The sequence below is a fragment of the Komagataeibacter europaeus genome (genome assembly GCF_002173515.1).
Lineage (GTDB): Bacteria > Pseudomonadota > Alphaproteobacteria > Acetobacterales > Acetobacteraceae > Komagataeibacter > Komagataeibacter europaeus.
In genome coordinates this window covers 1,898,341-1,917,500 of the sequence record NZ_CP021467.1, presented here as the reverse complement: position 1 = coordinate 1,917,500, position 19,160 = coordinate 1,898,341, and the positions used below count along the sequence as shown (strand labels likewise).

Annotated in this window: 16 protein-coding genes, 1 tRNA gene, 2 rRNA genes and 1 pseudogene (1 of these 20 running past the window's edge); 10 read left to right on the top strand and 10 right to left on the bottom strand. The window is 54.9% G+C overall.

What is annotated here, in order from left to right; all coding sequences use genetic code 11:
• The 4 genes and pseudogenes from S101446_RS08850 to S101446_RS08835 all read left to right on the top strand — a co-directional run.
• A 23S ribosomal RNA gene (locus S101446_RS08850) occupies positions 1-2,485 on the top strand (it extends 254 nt beyond the left edge of the window).
• Positions 2,486-2,599: 114 nt separating this feature from the next.
• Positions 2,600-2,715 (top strand): 5S ribosomal RNA (gene rrf, locus S101446_RS08845).
• 21 nt (positions 2,716-2,736) lie between these two features.
• Positions 2,737-2,813, top strand: a tRNA-Met gene (locus S101446_RS08840).
• Positions 2,814-3,063: 250 nt separating this feature from the next.
• Positions 3,064-3,780, top strand: a pseudogene (locus S101446_RS08835) (helix-hairpin-helix domain-containing protein); the annotation flags it as partial.
• A gap of 16 nt (positions 3,781-3,796) precedes the next feature.
• Here the strand turns inward: S101446_RS08835 and S101446_RS08830 are convergent.
• Positions 3,797-4,938, bottom strand: a protein-coding gene (locus S101446_RS08830) for an IS3 family transposase (protein ID WP_087608179.1) whose coding sequence is annotated in 2 segments (ribosomal slippage) — positions 3,797-4,710 and positions 4,710-4,938 — 1,143 coding nt in all. Because the reading frame shifts where the segments join, the coding sequence is not laid out codon by codon here.
• A 258-nt stretch (positions 4,939-5,196) separates the two neighbouring features.
• Here S101446_RS08830 and S101446_RS08825 point away from each other — a divergent pair.
• From S101446_RS08825 to S101446_RS08820, 3 genes are all read left to right on the top strand, one after another.
• Positions 5,197-7,158 (top strand): AAA family ATPase, encoded by a 1,962-nt coding sequence (locus S101446_RS08825; protein ID WP_087608178.1) that lies wholly within the window; start codon positions 5,197-5,199, stop codon positions 7,156-7,158.
• Positions 7,159-7,200: 42 nt separating this feature from the next.
• A complete protein-coding gene (locus S101446_RS17710) occupies positions 7,201-7,752 on the top strand; it encodes a hypothetical protein (RefSeq protein WP_157684841.1) in 552 nt (183 codons plus the stop codon).
• A 120-nt stretch (positions 7,753-7,872) separates the two neighbouring features.
• Positions 7,873-8,633 (top strand): IS5 family transposase gene (locus tag S101446_RS08820; protein ID WP_087608864.1). Its coding sequence is split into 2 segments (ribosomal slippage): positions 7,873-8,206 and positions 8,206-8,633, totalling 762 coding nucleotides; the frame shifts between segments, so codons are not numbered across the junction.
• Positions 8,634-9,055: 422 nt separating this feature from the next.
• Here the strand turns inward: S101446_RS08820 and S101446_RS18770 are convergent.
• From S101446_RS18770 to S101446_RS08795, 4 genes are all read right to left on the bottom strand, one after another.
• Positions 9,056-9,355, bottom strand: a complete 300-nt coding sequence (locus tag S101446_RS18770) for a type II toxin-antitoxin system RelE/ParE family toxin (protein WP_087608177.1) — start codon at positions 9,353-9,355, stop codon at positions 9,056-9,058.
• Complete coding sequence (locus tag S101446_RS08810; protein ID WP_087608863.1) at positions 9,355-9,597, bottom strand: type II toxin-antitoxin system ParD family antitoxin; 243 nt, start codon at positions 9,595-9,597, stop codon at positions 9,355-9,357. The genes S101446_RS18770 and S101446_RS08810 overlap by 1 nt, the downstream gene beginning before the upstream one ends.
• Positions 9,598-9,806: 209 nt before the next feature.
• Positions 9,807-10,993 (bottom strand): IS3 family transposase gene (locus S101446_RS08805; protein WP_118963845.1). Its coding sequence is split into 2 segments (ribosomal slippage): positions 9,807-10,735 and positions 10,735-10,993, totalling 1,188 coding nucleotides; the frame shifts between segments, so codons are not numbered across the junction.
• A gap of 499 nt (positions 10,994-11,492) precedes the next feature.
• Positions 11,493-12,128, bottom strand: coding sequence for a TetR family transcriptional regulator (locus S101446_RS08795; RefSeq protein ID WP_087608176.1), 636 nt, complete (start codon positions 12,126-12,128; stop codon positions 11,493-11,495).
• Between the two features lie 108 nt (positions 12,129-12,236).
• Between S101446_RS08795 and S101446_RS08790 the strand changes: the two genes are divergently transcribed.
• The 3 genes from S101446_RS08790 to S101446_RS18215 all read left to right on the top strand — a co-directional run bounded on the left by S101446_RS08790 (position 12,237) and on the right by S101446_RS18215 (position 15,100).
• Positions 12,237-12,908 carry an O-methyltransferase gene (locus S101446_RS08790; protein WP_087608175.1) on the top strand — a complete coding sequence of 224 codons (672 nt, stop codon included), beginning with the start codon at positions 12,237-12,239 and terminating at the stop codon, positions 12,906-12,908.
• A 531-nt stretch (positions 12,909-13,439) separates the two neighbouring features.
• On the top strand, positions 13,440-14,120 hold the full coding sequence (locus S101446_RS08785; RefSeq protein WP_208620501.1) for an HNH endonuclease: 681 nt from the start codon (positions 13,440-13,442) through the stop codon (positions 14,118-14,120).
• A 149-nt stretch (positions 14,121-14,269) separates the two neighbouring features.
• Entirely contained in the window at positions 14,270-15,100 is an 831-nt protein-coding gene (locus S101446_RS18215) for a toll/interleukin-1 receptor domain-containing protein (protein ID WP_208620500.1), read from the top strand.
• Positions 15,101-15,651: 551 nt separating this feature from the next.
• Here the strand turns inward: S101446_RS18215 and S101446_RS08775 are convergent.
• The 5 genes from S101446_RS08775 to S101446_RS08755 are packed head-to-tail and all read right to left on the bottom strand — an operon-like array spanning position 15,652 to position 19,137.
• The gene (locus S101446_RS08775; RefSeq protein ID WP_087608173.1) at positions 15,652-16,233 is read right to left on the bottom strand and encodes a TIR domain-containing protein; all 582 of its coding nucleotides are present in this window, start codon (positions 16,231-16,233) and stop codon (positions 15,652-15,654) included.
• The gene (locus S101446_RS08770) at positions 16,233-17,060 is read right to left on the bottom strand and encodes a hypothetical protein (RefSeq protein ID WP_087608172.1); all 828 of its coding nucleotides are present in this window, start codon (positions 17,058-17,060) and stop codon (positions 16,233-16,235) included. The genes S101446_RS08775 and S101446_RS08770 overlap by 1 nt, the downstream gene beginning before the upstream one ends.
• The gene (locus tag S101446_RS08765; RefSeq protein WP_087608171.1) at positions 17,057-18,244 is read right to left on the bottom strand and encodes a toll/interleukin-1 receptor domain-containing protein; all 1,188 of its coding nucleotides are present in this window, start codon (positions 18,242-18,244) and stop codon (positions 17,057-17,059) included. The genes S101446_RS08770 and S101446_RS08765 overlap by 4 nt, the downstream gene beginning before the upstream one ends.
• Before the next feature lie 3 nt (positions 18,245-18,247).
• Positions 18,248-18,787 (bottom strand): TIR domain-containing protein, encoded by a 540-nt coding sequence (locus S101446_RS08760; RefSeq protein ID WP_087608170.1) that lies wholly within the window; start codon positions 18,785-18,787, stop codon positions 18,248-18,250.
• Positions 18,784-19,137, bottom strand: a complete 354-nt coding sequence (locus tag S101446_RS08755; RefSeq protein ID WP_208620499.1) for a helix-turn-helix domain-containing protein — start codon at positions 19,135-19,137, stop codon at positions 18,784-18,786. The genes S101446_RS08760 and S101446_RS08755 overlap by 4 nt, the downstream gene beginning before the upstream one ends.
• Between the last annotated feature and the right edge of the window lie 23 nt (positions 19,138-19,160).

The window sequence follows — 19,160 nt, the reverse complement described above, 5'->3', positions numbered from 1 at the left end:
GGAACAGGCCAGTGTTCATTTTTGAAGAAGCAGAACGGAATGGAAAGTCCGGCCATAGCGGGTGATAGCCCCGTATGCGTAGTGTCAGGAATGATCCTTGAGTAGGGCGGGACACGTGAAATCCTGTCTGAACATGGGGGGACCACCCTCCAAGCCTAAATACTCCCTGGTGACCGATAGTGAACAAGTACCGTGAGGGAAAGGTGAAAAGCACCCCGACGAGGGGAGTGAAATAGACCTGAAACCGAATGCCTACAAGCAGTCGGAGCCTCTTATGGGGTGACGGCGTACCTTTTGTATAATGGGTCAGCGAGTTTCTGTTTGCAGCAAGCTTAAGCCGTTAGGTGTAGGCGCAGCGAAAGCGAGTCTGAACAGGGCGACGAGTTGCTGGCAGAAGACCCGAAACCGAGTGATCTAGCCATGGCCAGGCTGAAGGTGCGGTAACACGCACTGGAGGGCCGAACCCACGCCTGTTGAAAAAGTCGGGGATGAGCTGTGGCTAGGGGTGAAAGGCCAATCAAACTCGGAAATAGCTGGTTCTCCGCGAAATCTATTGAGGTAGACCGTCGAGTATTACCCCGGGGGGTAGAGCACTGGATGGGCTAGGGGGGCCCAAAGCCTTACCAAACCTAACCAAACTCCGAATACCCGGAAGTATGAGCTCGGCAGACAGACAGTGGGTGCTAAGGTCCATTGTCGAGAGGGAAACAGCCCAGACCACCAGCTAAGGCCCCCAAATCGTGGCTAAGTGGGAAAGGATGTGGGGATTCCAAAACAACCAGGAGGTTGGCTTAGAAGCAGCCATCCTTTAAAGAAAGCGTAATAGCTCACTGGTCTAATAGAAACCCTGCGCCGAAAATGTAACGGGGCTCAAGCCACGTGCCGAAGCTGTGGGTGCATACTATGTATGCGCGGTAGCGGAGCGTTCCGTAGGTCTGTGAAGGAGACGGGGTGACCCTCTCTGGAGATATCGGAAGTGCGAATGCTGACATGAGTAGCGACAAACAGTGCGAGAAACACTGTCGCCGAAAGTCCAAGGGTTCCTGCGCAAGGTTAATCCGCGCAGGGTGAGCCGGCCCCTAAGGCGAGGGCGAAAGCCGTAGTCGATGGAAACCGGGCAAATATTCCCGGGCCTGCCAGAAGTGACGAATGCAATATGTTGTCGGGTCTTATCGGATTGATCCGGCTTTTGGCGCATTCCAGGAAATAGCTCTGGCATATAGACCGTACCCGAAACCGACACAGGTGGACTGGTAGAGAATACCAAGGCGCTTGAGAGAACGATGCTGAAGGAACTAGGCAAATTACTTGCGTAACTTCGGGATAAGCAAGACCCGTCAGTGGGCAACCATTGGCGGGTGGCACAGACCAGGGGGTAGCGACTGTTTAGTAAAAACACAGGGCTGTGCGAAGTCGAGAGACGACGTATACGGCCTGACGCCTGCCCGGTGCCGGAAGGTTAAGAGGAGGTGTGCAAGCACCGAATTGAAGCCCCGGTAAACGGCGGCCGTAACTATAACGGTCCTAAGGTAGCGAAATTCCTTGTCGGGTAAGTTCCGACCTGCACGAATGGCGTAACGACTTCCCCGCTGTCTCCAGCATCGGCTCAGCGAAATTGAATTCCCCGTGAAGATGCGGGGTACCCGCGGTCAGACGGAAAGACCCTATGAACCTTTACTGCAGCTTTGCAGTGGCATCAGAGACATTCTGTGTAGGATAGGTGGGAGGCTTTGAAACCGGGGCGCCAGTTCCGGTGGAGCCATCCTTGAAATACCACCCTGACTGTTTCTGATGTCTAACCGAGGCCTGTTAGCCAGGTCCGGGACCCTGCATGGTGGGCAGTTTGACTGGGGCGGTCGCCTCCCAAAGTGTAACGGAGGCGCGCGATGGTGGGCTCAGGTCGGTCGGAAACCGACTGTCGAGTGCAATGGCATAAGCCCGCCTGACTGTGAGAGTGACAGCTCGATCAGAGACGAAAGTCGGCCATAGTGATCCGGTGGTCCCGCGTGGAAGGGCCATCGCTCAACGGATAAAAGGTACTCTAGGGATAACAGGCTGATCTCCCCCAAGAGTCCACATCGACGGGGAGGTTTGGCACCTCGATGTCGGCTCATCACATCCTGGGGCTGGAGCAGGTCCCAAGGGTTCGGCTGTTCGCCGATTAAAGTGGTACGTGAGCTGGGTTTAGAACGTCGTGAGACAGTTCGGTCCCTATCTGCCGTGGGTGTTGGAGACTTGAGAGGATTTGTCCCTAGTACGAGAGGACCGGGATGAACATACCTCTGGTGCACCGGTTGTCGCGCCAGCGGCACAGCCGGGTAGCTAAGTGTGGACGGGATAACCGCTGAAAGCATCTAAGCGGGAAACCCACCTCAAAACAAGGTCTCCCCGAGGGCCGTGATAGACCATCACGTCAATAGGCCAGGTGTGGAAGCGCAGCAATGCGTGCAGCTAACTGGTCCTAATCGCCCAACAGGCTCATTCCATCGCCACATGACGTGGCAACATACATGCACAGCAGTCATCCACTCTTCAACACACCATAACAGCACCAACCCATCACATCCTCTCAGCCCCTCCCAAAGGGATGACTGGATGACCTGGTGGCCATGGCGGGGAATGATCCACCCGATCCCATCCCGAACTCGGCCGTGAAACACCCCAGCGCCCATGATACTGTGCCTCAAGGCACGGGAAAGTCGGTCGCCGCCAGGTCTTCCAGTCACCCCTCACCACCGCGGGGTGGAGCAGCCCGGTAGCTCGTCAGGCTCATAACCTGAAGGCCGCAGGTTCAAATCCTGCCCCCGCAACCAAAATTTCCAAATAAAATCAAACGCTTAGGCCGCCTCACGGGCGGCCTTTTGGCGTTTCTGCTCCACGCGCAGGATGCGTATAGGATGCAACTGGGAGTGAAAGCCCAGCGTAGTTTGGGCTGAATCGGGGCTCTTCACGACTGCGTGTCAGGCGTGTTGGAGCACGGCGATACGGCTGGCAGCGCGATCCTGTGTTACGATCAATCATGGTTTCCGACCCTCTCGATTCCGCGCTGACAGGGGCGTCCCGTTGGGTGGCACGGCTACATCGTCTGAGGCGCTGGCCGGCTCTTGTAGAGCGGGTGACGCTCCACAATGCCGAGAACGGCTTCTGCGTCCTGCGCGTGAAGGTGCGGGGGCAGCGCGATCCGGTCGCTGTCGCCGACCATGCCGCCATGATCTCGGCAGGCGAGTTCGTGCAGATGTCGGGGCGCTGGTTCAACGACCACACCCACGGCCTCCACCAGTTCAAGGCCGAGTTCCTCAAGGCCAGCCCGCCGACAACGGTCGAGGGCATCGAGCGTTATCTTGGTTCGGGCATGATCCGGGGCATTGGTCCCGTCTATGCGAAAAAGCTGGTGAAAGCGTTCGGCGAGGCGGTGTTCGACCTGATCGAGCAGGAACCGCATCGCCTGCGGGAGGTGACGGGGATCGGTCCAAAGCGCGCGGACCGGATCGTCGGTGGCTGGGCGGACCAGAAGGTGATCCGCGAGATCATGGTGTTTCTGCACAGCAACGGCGTTGGCACCTCGCGGGCGGTGCGGATTTTCAAGACTTACGGGCAGGATGCGGTCCCACTAATCAGCGAGAACCCCTATCGGTTGGCGAAGGACATCCGGGGGATCGGATTCAAGACCGCCGACCAGATTGCCGGAAGATGGGGATCGCGCCCGACGCCATGATCCGGGTGAGGGCCGGGATCTCCTACGCGCTTGGCGAGGCCATGGATGAGAGGCATTGTGGTCTGAATAGCCCCTAGTTTTCTAGAAGCCTTGAGCATTCAAAATCTGCTGTTGTTCGAACTGCACGGGTGACAGCATCCTGTTCCTGACCTGCTTGCGCACCGGGTTATAGAACATTTCGATGTAGTCAAACACGTCCTGTCGGGCTTCCTGGCGCGTTTTATAGGTTCGACGCCGGACGCGCTCGCGCTTGAGCGATGAGAAAAAACTTTCTGCTACAGCATTGTCGTGGCAATTGCCGCGGTGGCTCATCGCGTGTTCCAGATTGTGAGCCCGTATGAAGGCAATCCAGTCCATGCTGGTAAACTGGCTGCCCTGATCCGAGTGGATCAGCACCCGGCTTTTGGGCTTTCGTCGCCAGATGGCCATATGGAGCGCCTGCAGCACCACATCCGTTGTCTGGCGGCCCTGCATCGACCAGCCCACGACACGACGCGAATAGAGGTCGAGCACGACTGCAAGGTAGACAAATCCTTCCAGGGTGCGAATGTAGGTGATGTCTGTGACCCATACCCTGTCGGGCGCCTCGACATCAAATTGCCGGGCCAGCGTGTTGTCGATTACGAGGGATGGCCTGCCATTATGGCTACCTGGCCGTCGCCTGTAGTCAATCTGTGCCTTGATACCCGCCAGTTTTGTCAGCCGTGCCACGCGGTTCGGACAGCAGGTCTCGCCCTGATCGAGCAGATCATCGTGCAGCTTACGGTAGCCATAAACCCTGCCGCTGTCGTACCAGGCCCGACGGATCAACTTGGTCTGTCGGACGTCCTCGCAAGCCCGTCGGCTCAGCGGCTCCTTCCGCCAGGCATAATACCCACTGGGCTGCACAGTCAGGCAGCGGCACATTGCCCGAATTCCAAAATGATCGCGATGCTCGGCAATGAAGGCGTATCTCACTTCGCATCCCTGGCGAAATATGCGGTGACTTTTTTTAGGATATCGCGCTCGTGGGTCACCCGGGCCAGTTCGCGCTTCAGTTGCCGGATCTCGGCATCCTTGCCGGTATCGCCTGATGCCACCTTCGCGAATTGCCGCTTCCACGCATACAGCGAAAGTGTACTGACCCCGAGCCGCTGCGAAACTTCCGCTACCGGATATCCCCGCTCGGTAATCTGCGCCACCGCATCACGCTTGAACTCATCACTGAAATTGGGCTTCCCCATCAACGCCTCCTGGCCTCATTTTTAGGAGCCTGGGCGTCCAGAAATCTAGGGGCTATTCAAATAAATGGAAAAGCCGGTTTTCGATAAAACCTTCAAAAGGCAGCTTACCGCTTTACAAATGATCCCGTGAATTCTGGGAAAACTTCCTTTATTTCCATCTCTTTTTCGAAATCTAATATCAAAGATTGGGAGGCCTTGATGATTGGCCGTTTTGTGATTTATTTTAGGATTTAGAGATTATTAAAGATGGAATATAATATGAAACTAACTCACATTCGCATTCAAAATTTCAAGTCAATTCTTGATACGGGTAAAATTTCCATAGGTGAATTATGTTGCCTTGTGGGAAAAAATGAGGCCGGAAAAACAGCAACTTTGACCGCTCTCCAGTCGATCCGCCCTTTCGGTGAAGCGCAAACAACATTTGATGTAACACAAGACTACCCGCGACGCTTTGCTACTCGTTACAAAGAACGTCATCCCAATACGGATGCAGTAGTGGTCGAAACTTGGTGGGAAATATCGGAACCAGCTTTTCAGATCCTTGCGGACGAATTTGGTGAGGAAGCAATAACATCGCGAGAGCTCAAAATCAGCAAGTATTACAATCAGGAAGGTACAACTTGGTCTTTGCCAATAAATGAACAGCTAGCTATAGAACACGCTATTGTAGCACAGCGCTTAAATGCAGTTGAAAAAAAGGCTGTCGAAAAAGCGACAACCGTAACAGAGCTAATTCATTTGGTAAAAGAACAAGGTGGAACATATGAGAAACTGAAAGCTCTTTCAAAACAATTTGAAGAATATAGAAACCATTCTGTATTCGCGCGAGGCATTGACCTTATTTCGGACCTTGTCCCGAAATTTTTCTATACCTCTCACTATGATCGAATGAGCGGCCAATTGTCCGCACAGAAGATTTTTCAGGATCAGCAACATCATCGAGTTGATCCTGGTGATGAGATATTCATGAATTTCTTACGCCTCGCAGGGACTAATCTTGAAGAATTGAATCGATCGCCTCGGTATGAGGAACTGAACGCTAAATGTGAGGCCGCATCTGCAGATATAACCGATCAGATTTTTCAATATTGGTCGCAAAATAAATATCTCGAAGTCCAAGTCCAGTTAAACGAAGGACGTCCGGAAGACCCGGCTCCCTTCAATGCAGGCGCGGTTGCACGGGCTCGTGTATACAACAAGCTTCATAGGGCAAGTGTTCCGTTTTCCGAGCGAAGCGCGGGATTTGTTTGGTTCTTCTCGTTTCTCGTTCAGTTTGCAATGATGCGTCGTCAGACAAACAATGTGATTATTCTGCTTGACGAGCCCGGCCTTACGCTTCACGGAAAAGCACAGGAGGACTTACTCCGATACATCGAAAAAGAGCTCCTACCATCCCACCAAGTGATCTATTCCACTCACTCTCCTTTCATGGTTCCACCAAAGCGTTTGGCAGATTGTCGTGTTGTTGAAGATGTTGTTAAATTAACTGACTCTACACGTCCAGAATCCCTAGGTACTAAAATAACTGAAGACGTAATGAGTACCGATAAGGATACTTTATTTCCACTTCAAGGCGCGCTGGGATATTCGGTGACGCAGTCTCTATTCATGGGGGAAAATAGTCTTCTCGTTGAAGGGCCATCTGACATTCTGTATTTACAGGCATTCTCGAACGAACTCGAACGACGAGGACGCAAGGGCCTGAGCCCAAAATGGATCATGTGTCCTGCTGGTGGTATCGATAATATTAAACCCTTTGTCTCATTGTTCCATGGCAATCATTTAAATGTCGCTGTACTGTCTGATCAAGGGCAAGGAGAAAAAGGCAAAATCGAACGTATAAGACAGAGTGAAATACTTACAGGAGAACGTTTTTATACAATTTCAGAGCTTCTTGATCGCTCAGAAGCTGACATTGAAGACATTATGCATCCGGAGTTATTTTGCGAAATAATTAATAATGCCTATAAATTAGAAAGCAATCACAAGATTACACCAGAAAAGCTGCGAGAAGCAGATGGATCGTTACGTCAGGTAAAACAGGCTGAAGCTTATTTTCGCTGCTTACCTACTCGAGTCCCCGAATATAGTCACTACCGTCCCGCCGACTGGTTAATCCGTAATCCGGATATTCTCGAAAGAGAAAGTCAAGTAATAGACGATACCCTAAATAAGGTCGAAAAAATATTTTCAATATATAATAATATTATTTCTTAGCCTCTTACGCGACCAATGAGTTTTTTGGGAATTGGAAAAATTATGGGAAATATAGTAATTGATCAAGGCTTGGCAGCATTGATCGCTGCCGCCGTCGCCTTGGTAGCGTCTATAATAGGTATAAGATCGTCCAAACTAGCTTCACGGATATCCGCAAGACAGAACGTTGTAGGTCAAGACTTAAAAGATCTTAGTCATTATCTTTATCAGGTAGTCGCTCTTTCTGTTGAGGCAACAAAATCACGAAGCCCAGAACGATTTAACAAAAAATTAGAAGAGGCAAATAAAGCAGCGAAAATACTTGGAGATCTAAGAATTCGTCATCGTTACTCCATACCCTTCATATTTGAACCAATTTGGTATCTGAAAGGTATGCCACTTTACATTGAACATTATCGGCACAACCTTGAAAATCCACGTATAATTATGCTGCGTAATCAAGCAACTAAATTAAGGAAGGCAATCGACTTATCTTTGGAAAATTATTTTTTCTATGGGAAGGCTCCTGGTTATATTGCACGAAAGCAACTAAAACTTAAGGGAAAGAAATTAGAAAGAATTTTTTTAGATGGGAAACCTAGTGTTTCTTCGTAAAAAATCCCATGAGGTATGACCCTGCGCCAAACATGCCCTCAGATTTAGGCTCGGGACCTATTAATTTATTGAACTGAGTGGGGCATTGTGATTCACAGGTTTACTGATGGAGGTGAAGCTGTGAATGAGGTGTTTTTGCTATCTGAGAGCCAGATGGAGCGGATTGAGCCGTTTTTCCCTTTGCCGCACGGAGTGCCACGGGTAGATGATCGGCGTGTTCTGAGCGGGATCGTTTATGTGATCTGCAAGGGCCTTCAGTGGAAAGACGCCCCGAAAGCGTATGGTCCGCACAAGACCTTATACAACCGCTTTATCCGGTGGAGCCGCCTGGGTGTCTTTGACAGGATATTTGTCGCCCTGACAGAACAGGCTGGCCGTTCGAAGCGCCTGATGATCGATGCGACACATCTCAAGGCGCACCGGACATCGGCGTCCCTGCTCAAAAAGGGGCTTTTCCCCGCCATATCGGACGGACAAAAGGCGGCCTGAACTCAAAACTCCATGCTGTATGCGATGGTCAGGGCCGACTTATCCGCCTTCATCTGACTGCGGGACAGGTCAGTGACTTCAGAGGCGCAGATGTGCTTCTGGCCGATCTCCCCGACGAGACGGAAGAAGTCATCGGGGACAGAGGCCATGACAGCAACCGGATCAGGTTATCGCTTGCAAAACGCAATATCACTGCCTGTATTCCCCCGAAAAAGAACCGGAAATCAAAGCCGCCTTACAACTGGCATCTGTATAAAAAGCGCCATCTGATCGAAAACGTGTTTGCAAAGCTGAAAGACTGGCGGCGTGTTGCGACCAGATACGACCGTTGTGCTCATACATTCATGTCTGCAATCCACATCGCAGCAAGCTTCATCTTCTATCTCAAATAATGAGTCCTGAGCCTAAACTCCCGGCGATGCGGGCACCACGCCATCTTCAACGTCGCCCTACAACGACGTTACTAAGCTGATTACTGGCGTTGCGCACATGATACGGGAAATCCCGATGTTTCCCGTCCTGACACCATTGTTCGACCGACACCCTCCAGATCACGACCCAGGTTTCCGCAGCCATAGGCCCGTCGGGCAACATCGTTCATGAAAGCGCGTGCTCAATGTCCTTTTCCATTATCAGGGTTCTGCCAGGAAAGTGGATCGTTCAGAATTTGCAAGTAAACGGGAAGAATCGATTTGCTAGTCAACGAACGAGCCTGATTGGAATGGGTTTATTTGTGCAGTTGCACGCGACACGATATAACACGTACAGTGCTCGACGACAGAGTTGGCTCACATGCATTCAAATTTAACCGAGGCTAGACATCCGTCATATGGCGTGTGGGGTCCATACGCTCGTGCAGAATGCGGATTACGTCGATAAAGCCATTCTCGTTTACCCGAAAAAAAAGCAGATGAGAGCCGACGAGCATCTTGAGATACCCTTCCCGAATATCGTCGGCAGTCCGTCCATGCCGTGTTCCGTCCGCAAGATCCTGACAGGCTCGCCCAATAGCTCGAACATAGTCATCGGCCTGAGTGGTGCCCCATCGTTGTGCTGAATAATCCCAGATTGCTGACAGATCGGCTTGAGCCGCTGGCCTTAAGAGGAAACGCATCACCGGAACTGTTTAGCCTTCGTGGCGAGGAAATCTTCTATATCGAACGGCTCGGCTGCACCGGACTGCTCGCCGTCGATCAGGGCAGAGCGAAGAGTTTCAAGTCGTGTCTCCCGCTCTTCAAGAATCCGCAGGCCAGCGCGTACGACGTCGCTCGCTGAGCCGTAGCGTCCACCTTTTACCTGCTGGTCTACGAAATCTGCGAAATGGTCGCCGAGTGAGATTGATGTGTTGCGTGCCATGGAGTCCTCCCCCTTGCGTCTAAACGATATACCAATCATTGGTACAATGCCAGCGTACGAACGAGGTAATGTATCGATGCATCCGTTTGTGATGGAGCGACAAAAAAGATGGAGAGGCGAGAGAGGCCATAGGTAAAAATAAGGATGTGTGAGGTGGTCCCGTCCGTTCGGACAGTTTTGCGGGCTTGATAAGCTATACCCGGTTGTTGTTATGCCGCCCTTCTGACGGCGTTGCTGTTGGCCATCTGGTCCGGGGTTAACCCCGGACCAGATGGCGTCGGCACGTCATGATACGCCTCATCGGGCGTTCGTCCAGCCAGCGCCGTATGCGGACGCCTTTCGTTATAATGGGCGATCCATCTGCCAAGCCCGGCCCTCAGCTCTGATCCGGTCTCGAACGCGTACAGGTAGACGCATTCGTATTTCAGCGACCGCCACAGACGCTCGATGAACACGTTGTCCAGCCAGCGACCGCGCCCATCCATGCTGATGCGGATCTGACGCTCTTCCAGTATCCCGCTGAAACGGGGTGTCGTAAATTGCGACCCCTGGTCAGTATTGAAAATGTCCGGGGCGCCATAGCGCATGAGGGCATCCTGTAGCGCCTCGATACAGAACTCCACGTCCATCGTGTTCGACAGACGCCAGGACAGGACCTTGCGCGTGAACCAGTCCATGATCGCCACGAGATAGAGAAATCCCCGTTTCATGGGAATATATGTGATATCGGAACACCAGACCTGGTCAGGCCGATTGATGACCAGATCCCGTAGCAGATATGGATATTTCCGATGCTCCGGATGGGGCACGGTCGTGCGCGGCTTCTGGTAGATCGCCCGCAGGCCCATGATCGCCATGAGCCGCCGGACCCGCTTGCGGCCCACTTCATGTCCCTGGCGGCGCAGATGCCATGTCATCTGCCGTGAGCCATAATACGGCGTTTCCAGGAACTGGGCGTCGATCAGCCGCATCAGCTCCAGATTGGCTTCGCTCTGTGGCACAGGCCGATAGTAGACGCCCGACCGGTTGAGTTGCAGCAGCGTGCATTGCCGGATTATCGGCAGGCATGCTCTCTTCGGGTCAATCATCTGCCGCCTCTGATCACGCCCAACCGAGCAGAGGCATCGCGTAAAAAATCCCGTTCCACGAGAAGTTCGCCTATCTTCGCGTGCAGTTTCTCCACGTCAGCTGGGCTGACCGGGGGCTCAGCCACCGTCTTCCCGGAAAAGGTCGCCGCCATCCCCTCGATCGCCTGCCGTTTCCACTGGGCGATCATCGTCTGATGTACCCCATGTTTCGAAGCCAGTTCCGCCAGCGTCAGTTCCCCACGGATCGCCTCCAGCGCAACCCGTGACTTGAACTCTGCCGCATACCTCTTCCGCGTAACCTTGCCCATAAAACCCGTCCTCGTTCAGGCCAGATGATAGCTTATCGCCCTGTCCGAAAAATGGGGACCACCTCTGTGTATAGGATGCAATTGGGAAGTGTATTTCCGCGTAAGCAAGGGGAAAGCAGCGTAGACGCAACACGTGCGAACGAAAGTAATCTCTAAAAAGTGATGGTGGTGGCGTAAAATTGGTGGCTCAGGCGCAGAGCAGATAATCGGGTCGTAGATTGGGATTAAAGGCTCATAACCTGAAGGCCGCAGGTTCAAATCCTGCCCCCGCAACCAAGCATACGTGTCTGAAAAGACTAAGAAAAAGCCACCCAGAAGGGTGGCTTTTTTTGTGCCCAAAATCCCGCGCAGGAAACACATAGGAAACAGACGAAAAGGTAATCCGGCGCATTTTTGTCGAAGATCACATGTGTGTGAGTGTGGCTTGGGACGTCTTCTGACTGAGCCGAAGGTGGTCTGGCGCACTCAGAGCAGCCCACATTCGGATGACAGATTCCGATCAGATGTTTCCAGAGAGCCGGAGCAGATACGCTTCGAACATATCGGCCATGGCATCGGCATAGGCTGCGATTTCCACGTCGCTTCGGGGTGTCTCCGAGAACGCCTTGCCGACGGCACCGAAAGTCGTGCTGATGAGGTTACCTGCCAGGGTGCGCTCGTCGTTCGTGGCGTTCGGCAGGACCTCGCGCATAAAGCGCTCGATGATCTCATTTCCCGCCTGTCGCACTTCTGCGGCTTCCGGTGCATCCCGATAGAGGGGGGCGGCATCGTCGAGTGCGACACGGACGGATGCTTCCGCGCATTCGGAACGGATGAAAGCATGGGTCAGTGCTCGCAAACGCGCCAGCGGTGGTTTGCTGGCGTCGTCAAGCATATTGCGCAGCATCGTAGTCGTCTCACGCCATTCGTCGGTCTGGAGCCGGAACAGGATGGCGGCCTTGTTGGGGAAATACTGATAGAGCGAACCGATGCTCACACCAGCTTTCTCCGCCACACGGGCCGTGGTGAAGCGTGTGGCGCCTTCCTCGGCCAGAACACGAATAGCCGCTTCCAGAATCGTGGCGACAAGTGCGGCTGAACGCGCCTGACCGGGCTGTTTGCGGACGGAAATCCTCGGGTTGCGGCGATCGGTCATGGTGTTCCGGGGAATGCGAATAGGAAATGCGATGAATCAATCGTATTTTTGCGGGGTGCGCAAGGTAAAGTGCCGCAGCAACCTCCGTTACGGAACAGAGATCACATCATGACCCCTGATAAAGCTCCCACTCTGATGAGCGCACCAGTCGCTCCGTTGCTCGACCGGCTGTTCGCCGAGGCGGACGCCGCCACGAGCCCCGCCATCTCCAATCTGGCCCCAGAGGAGTTGCAGCGTCTGGTCGGCAGCCGGTCTGACTATGTGCAATTCTACGGTCTCGCAAAAGACCTGTGGCTTCCTGTCTCACGCGAGACAGGAAGGCTTCTTTACATGTCGGCCCGCGCCATGCGGGCGCAGCACATTGTGGAGTTCGGAACATCCTTCGGGATCTCGACAATCCATCTTGCCGCAGCCCTGCGCGACAATGGCGGTGGCAGGCTGATCACCACCGAGTTTGAACCGTCCAAGGTCGTCCGTGCGCGGCAGCACGTTGAAGAAGCCAAGCTGGACGATCTTGTGGAAATACGCGAGGGGGATGCCCTGAGCACCCTCGCCACCGCTCTGCCCGAGACCATCGACCTTGTGCTGCTCGACGGTGCCAAGCCGCTTTATCCCGATATCCTTGCCCTGCTGGAAAGCAGGCTGCGCCCTGGCGCGATGATTGTCGCGGATAATGCCGATTACAGTCCGGCTTATCTGGCGCGGGTGCGTTCTCCGACTGCCGGGTATCTCTCGCTGCCGTTTGACGGGGACGTCGAACTGTCTGTGAAACTTGGCTGACTTCCGGTTTTTGTGAAGGCGTATTGCCCGCGGGCAAAAACACGGACGATGATGGCCACGTAGCTGCGCGTCGCAAGCCTGCCGCTATGGAGGTGTAGGGCGATAGAAGCGCGTATCAGACTTTCTGCTCGAGTGGAGCAGAAAGCAGACAGTCAGTAATCGCCTTTATCTCGGACGTAACAACCTCGAGCCAGCGCATCGGATAGCGGACATAACCTATTCAAGTTTATTCCGCTGTGGACGAAGCTATTGCTATGAACTGAGATGCGCCTATCCTCTTTGGTTCCAAGCAGCGGAGGGTAAAGAGTGAACGGCGTGTTCGATACTCGCGCTGGTACGACCTATGATGACGAGATTGTCTCGAAGTACCACTTTCCTAATCGTTAGCTGCCCACGGCACTGGACTGCCTCGGGGATTGGATCCTCTATCGGGAACCTCGTCGCAACGGCGGCCGCAGTGGTTACGTCGCGGTCGCCAAGGTCATTGCCGTCGAACCCGACCCCGCCCGGCCAGGCTATAGCTACGCCAGGATGGAGGGCTACCTCGAATTCGATATTGTCGTTCCGTTGGAGGGCCCCGACGGGCCGTTCGAGGAACGCCTTCGAGCGCTTGAACCTACCAGACGGGGCGCCGCCCTGCAGGGTAGATCGATCCGGACGATCTCGCCGGCTGACTTTGGTGCGATTGTCCGGAGGGGGCTCGATGCCACGCTCGCGCCCACCAATGCGCGGCGGCTCGAACTCGATCCGATCCATGTGGACCAACCGACGCGCGATCTGCTAGAGGCACCGCCGCCAGACCAGGCTCGGCGCATTGAGCAGGTTCTTGTCAACCGCCGGATCAGGGATGCTGCCTTCCGTCGCCAAGTCATTGATGCGTACGATGGACGCTGCTGTGTGACCGGGTTGCGGCTCATCAACGGCGGAGGCAAGGCGGAGGCACAGGCGGCCCATATCCAAGCGGTTGCTGACGGTGGGCCGGACATCGTCAGGAACGGCATCGCTCTCTCGGCAACAGTCCACTGGCTCTTTGACCGCCATCTCATCTCTTTGACGGACGATTTGGGCCTGCTCGTCGCTCACAACCGCATCCCGAGCGAATTGAGCAGTCTGTTTGGCCGACAAATGGAACGGATCATCCTGCCGAGGGATCCTGCCTATCATCCGCATCCGGTCTACGTCCGTAGGCACCGGGAGCGGTTCGCGGGCTGAGCAGTTCGTTCGACCCAGCCGGAGGCTAGCTTTGCCTCAAACTGCTCAGAGATTACCGCTTATGGGGGATGGTATGCACCTGCCGGATAAGAAGCCGGTTCACTTTCATTGTGGGATCTATATAATATTTAAGTGAGGAGATTAAATCTGTGAGTGAAAAAAAACTTGATCCATACGAGTTCTTTACAAATTTTTACAAGGAATGTGTTTCAGAGAGGCATGCCGACCTTGTGGACGGATGGCCGATTATTTCCGGTGCCAACCTTGAAATTAGCGAATACCATGGGTGGGGCATATTTTTTTTTCGCCACTCTGGTAACCCCACTTTCCATACGCAAAGTGGCCGTGGCAAATTATCGCGTGCTGCAGTCGGATTTGAGAAAATTGAACCTAATAATATAGAGGCGGCCAGAGAGAATCTATATAAGTTCTTTAGAGCCTCCCCCGAAGATGGCATATTGTTAATACCCCCTAGCGGAGGTATTGTGGGAGATGATTTAAATAAACAGATAAACCAACTCTTGGAGAGGCATAGACATATAATGGGTTTGTCGCCAATGAAAATATTTTTAAGTCATAAAAGCCCGGACAAAACAACGGTCCGTGAATACAAAAAAACTTTAGATCTACTTGGCTTTGATCCATGGCTAGATGAAGATGCAATGGCCGCCGGTACGGAACTCGATCGAGCAATTTTGCAAGGAATGAAAGACTCATGCGCAGCCGTTTTCTTTCTCACGCCGCATTTTGCCGATGAACGCTACCTTGCGTCGGAGATCAACTACGCGATCGCCGAAAAGCGTAAACGGCCGGATCGGTTCGCTATCATAACGCTTCTCTTCTGCGAAAACGATGTCAGGCCTCAAGTCCCAGATTTGCTAGAACCCTTCGTTTGGAAGGAGCCTGATGGCCCGCTTATGGCGTTAAGAGAAATATTACGTGCGTTACCCACAAAAGTTGGTGACGTGCGGTGGCGGTGAGACAGTAGGCGTATCTACCGGTGATGCTGAACGGGGAATATCGGAGATGTCTGGTTTTTACCTATCCCGTCCAAGACCGGACTTACCGGTTTCCCCCATTACCGCCTGTCTGCTCAATGGAAACAGAGCAGACAGGCGATAGTCGCTTCATCTCGGTCATGAGGCGGTTGGGAGAGTTTCCCGAAAGCCGATCTAAAGCATCTGATGCCCTGCCGGCAAAGGCGGATAGCGGATTTGCGCACGGATTCTACCCAGTAGAGGTTCGAATCTCACCAGGCGGGCCATGCCGGAACCAGATGAGAACACACCTACACGATAGCTCTCTAAAGCCCGATTTTTGTGACAATCCTGCCGTTCCAGAGCTATAGTTCGAACGGCAGCTCTTGCCAGGAACGGGAATTCAGTGGTTGCGCGCCCGGCATCGCAGGTCGACAGAAAGTGGGCCGATAGCTGCTAATCCGCTTTTGGAATACGGTTGCGATAAAACGGACGTTAGTTCGCTGCTTGATTGTACGAAAAAGAAGCTGCCACATGGCTCTGCCAAGGTGACGTCATCTGGCCCGCTTGGTAAGCTCCGCGTCGCCTCTCACCCAAGAGCGGAAGTCGGTGTATTCGCGCACCCCGTGGTTGATCCACAGCGTCCATTTGTTCTGCCCCTTGATCTTCGCACGATCGAGATAGGGATACAGACCGAGGTACTGCTCGCCATCGAACGTGCTACAGGCAGCCTGCGCCACGGGCGCAATCCCAACCCGACCGCCAGCGCCGTCCATAAACCCCAGTTCCCAAGGCATCCAGCGAGACAGTTTGGAGTGGCGGCTATAGACGTAGAGAAGCGATTTGGACGTGCGAAGCCGGCCGCGAAGCGTCTCGGCCGTTTCGGGCATCACGTCCTCGGGCGAGAGCTGGGGGTCAGTGTAGCAGTCCACATACACGCTGAGGCCAGCGTCCTCCAGATAACCCTTGATCCCGAGTAGGATGTTTTCCGGCTCACGAGACGAGTGGCTGAGAAAAACATCGAAGATCGCATCGGCGGAGGCCGTCTCAGTCAGGCTCTCAAGCGCCGTGCTTTTGCGCAGCGTCATCGTTCGACCGGCTCGAGCCAGCACTTCCGTTTCGGTGAGGAGGGCCATCAGGCTACGCCGGCTGCTGGCTTTGCCTGGCGGAGCAAGCCGCGGAGGATAAGCGCGACGGCTTCGTCGACATGAACCGTCCGGACCAACGTCGCATTCTCTTCAGGCGTGAGGCCGTTGCGAAGTGCGGCGCCGTCGAACCGACCAAACACGTTCCAGCCGGTCCAACTCGGGGGGCTAGCCGGCTGAGGGAAGAGCTTGAGCGCCACGGCGATTTCGCGCGCGCATCCTCCAAATCCGCCGAGCAGGAAAAGTGGCTGTCCGGCCTCAAGCGCGGTCAGCGCCTCTTCCGCGATCCCGGGCATCCGACCCTTATAGCCTTCTGTCCTCCCACCCATCACGATCTTGGCATCACTGGCGCGGGTCAGCACCTCACGCATCGCGCTCAGCGCGACCGCCCAATCCGCATCGCTCACCGCGGGATGCACCGCGCCATCGAGCGCGGCTGGCGCGAGGTAGCCGCCCTGACGGTCCAGAAAGTGGAGTTCGGCGAGACCGGCGAGTTCGTCCACCAACCCGCGCATCTCAGCCGCAGGCTTGGACACGACAATCGGCCAGGCGAGATAGTTCACGATCGCTGACCGAGCGTCGCCCACATCGGCGTCCCGCCGGTAGCGAGCGACGAGCTCGAACAGTAGCTCGGTAAAGCCATTGGCTCTGAGATCTCCGCCGTAGACAAGCCGGGCGCCCATCGCAAGCAGGTGACGGGCGATCTCCGCCATCGCGTCGCGCAAATGCTCTGGCCCAAGCCCGAGCGCCGCCATATCCGGGCTTTCGGAGATAGAGATAGCGATCGCTTTTTGGCTGAGCGGTTCTTGGTAGGTCATGTCGCGGCCTCTGCTTCGGCTACCCATTCCGTGAGACTGCGAAGCCATACGTCGGGCGCGATCTCTTCAAACAAGCGCTGCTCCTCCGCGCCGAGCGGCGGGTCGGGATAGACGAGGATGGTCTTCTCATCCGACGTTCGGTCCAGCCCAGCGAGTGAGATCAACTCAGGCGGGCGCGGCAGGAAGCGTACGCGCGCGCCAGCGTTATCTTTCACGATCTCGATCCTGCAACGCCAAAGGAAATCCTTCAGCACCTCATCCAGCAGCCGACCAATCACGTCGTCAATCCGGTCGACGCATGCCGGGTCCATGCGCACTACGGGTACATTGCCCATGTACGGAAAACCGCGCTCGTCGAGGTCGGCGAGACAGTTCGCGATTACTAGGGGAACGTTCGCGCGCTTAGCTTCGATGATCTCGCGCCGGCACCACTCACGCGACGAGAAGGTGTCAGTGTGAATAGCGACGACGGCGCTCACGCGGACCTGGTTCGGGATAACTTTATCGAAGGGTAGTCCCGGCGCGATGTCATGGACGTCGAAGAAGGTGGAGAGACCCTCGCCGTCGAACAAAGCCTGGCGGACCACCTTCGCAATGCGCTCGCCATCGGCGTCCCGCTTGGAATGACTTAGGAAAACTTGCACCTTCTTTAGGTAACGTTCCAAAGCGGCGTCTTCATCTGCGGGATGCCGCAGCCGCTCGAGATAGGAGCGCAACATGCGCGCAAACTGGTAAGTGAGAGACGAGATCAGCCGGCGCGCGCGGACCGCTTGGTCCGCGCCATCCCACTTGTCCCAACGGATCGCTTGCTCGGCCATGCCCGAGCGTGTGAACGCCGCGTCCACGGCGACGGGGAAGACGCGGGCGCCGAGGCCGTTGGCGTCGGCGATTATAGCCGTCTTTTTTAGCCAAGCCACGTAGGCATCGTCAGCAGCGAAGGTTTCGTCGAACAGTACAACCACGGCCGCGGTCTCACTTTCGTCGAAGTCGATCGGCAAGGGCGCCGCAGCGCCGGTTGGCGGCACCGATCGGTAAATCACGCTCAAACCGGTGCCGCCGGCGACGTTCTCGAACAGCTTCCGACGGAAGTGATCGTAAAGCGTTTCGGCGACCGCCTGACCCGGCGCAAAGTCCGGATGACGAACGATATAGACAACAAGGAAAGGGCGAGTTGGGAGCGCCATAGGTCAGCCGTTGCGAAGCCGACGGGCCCGCGTGTTGACGATCAGCTGCTTGTCCATTGCGTTGGCGGCCTCGATGTAAGCTTGGCATGTCTGGGGGCTCCTGGTGATGTCCTCCCAAGTAAGCCAGAGCGCGTAGCTCGATTTGATATTATCGTTCAATCGTGCAGGAACCGTGACGAGCCCCTGTGCGTCGACGGAAAGCGTCGGAAGCTGCACCCCAATCAAGCCATGGCCAGCGTCGAGCGTTGCCTTAATTTCCCAGTCCACATATTTGCGCGCGTAAGTGTCATTGCCGACCAGCACGATCGTACATGAGCTACCGATTATATAATTCTCTCTGATGCGACGCATGACATATTCGACATCCTCGCTGTTGATCTGCCGCTCGAGCGAGTTGTCGGTGATCACGTCATAGGTGTCGTGGAACGCCTGCGAGAAAGCGTTATAATAAGGTTGGTCGCCGTCATGGTGATAACTGACGAACACCTTGCGTTTGACTGCGGCCTGGATGCGAAGTCCTGAGCCGACGAGCGAGCCGCTCATGCTCCGCGACCTCCCGCGGCGGCGGCGATCCGCCCGGCTGCACGTGAGCGCGGTTTGTTGCGGATCACGACGTCTTGGTCGAGCACCGTCATCAGCCGCTCGACCGATAATCCGTCGAGCTTGTAGTTGGCGAGTGCCGAGACTTTGGGCTGAGCAATCCCCACATGCTCGGCGGCGGCCACCTGATTGAGCCGTCGCCGCGCGATCAGGCTGTTGATCGCAAGCGCTAGGCGCAGCTTCGTCTGCCGCTCATCAGCGTCCGCATAGCTCAGATCGGCAAGGGCAGCGCCGCTGCCACGGGTGATCGCGTCGTCGTCGGCCGCAACCGTTTCCTCACTTTGACTTGCCATAGTGCGCCTCGTCATCCTTCTGC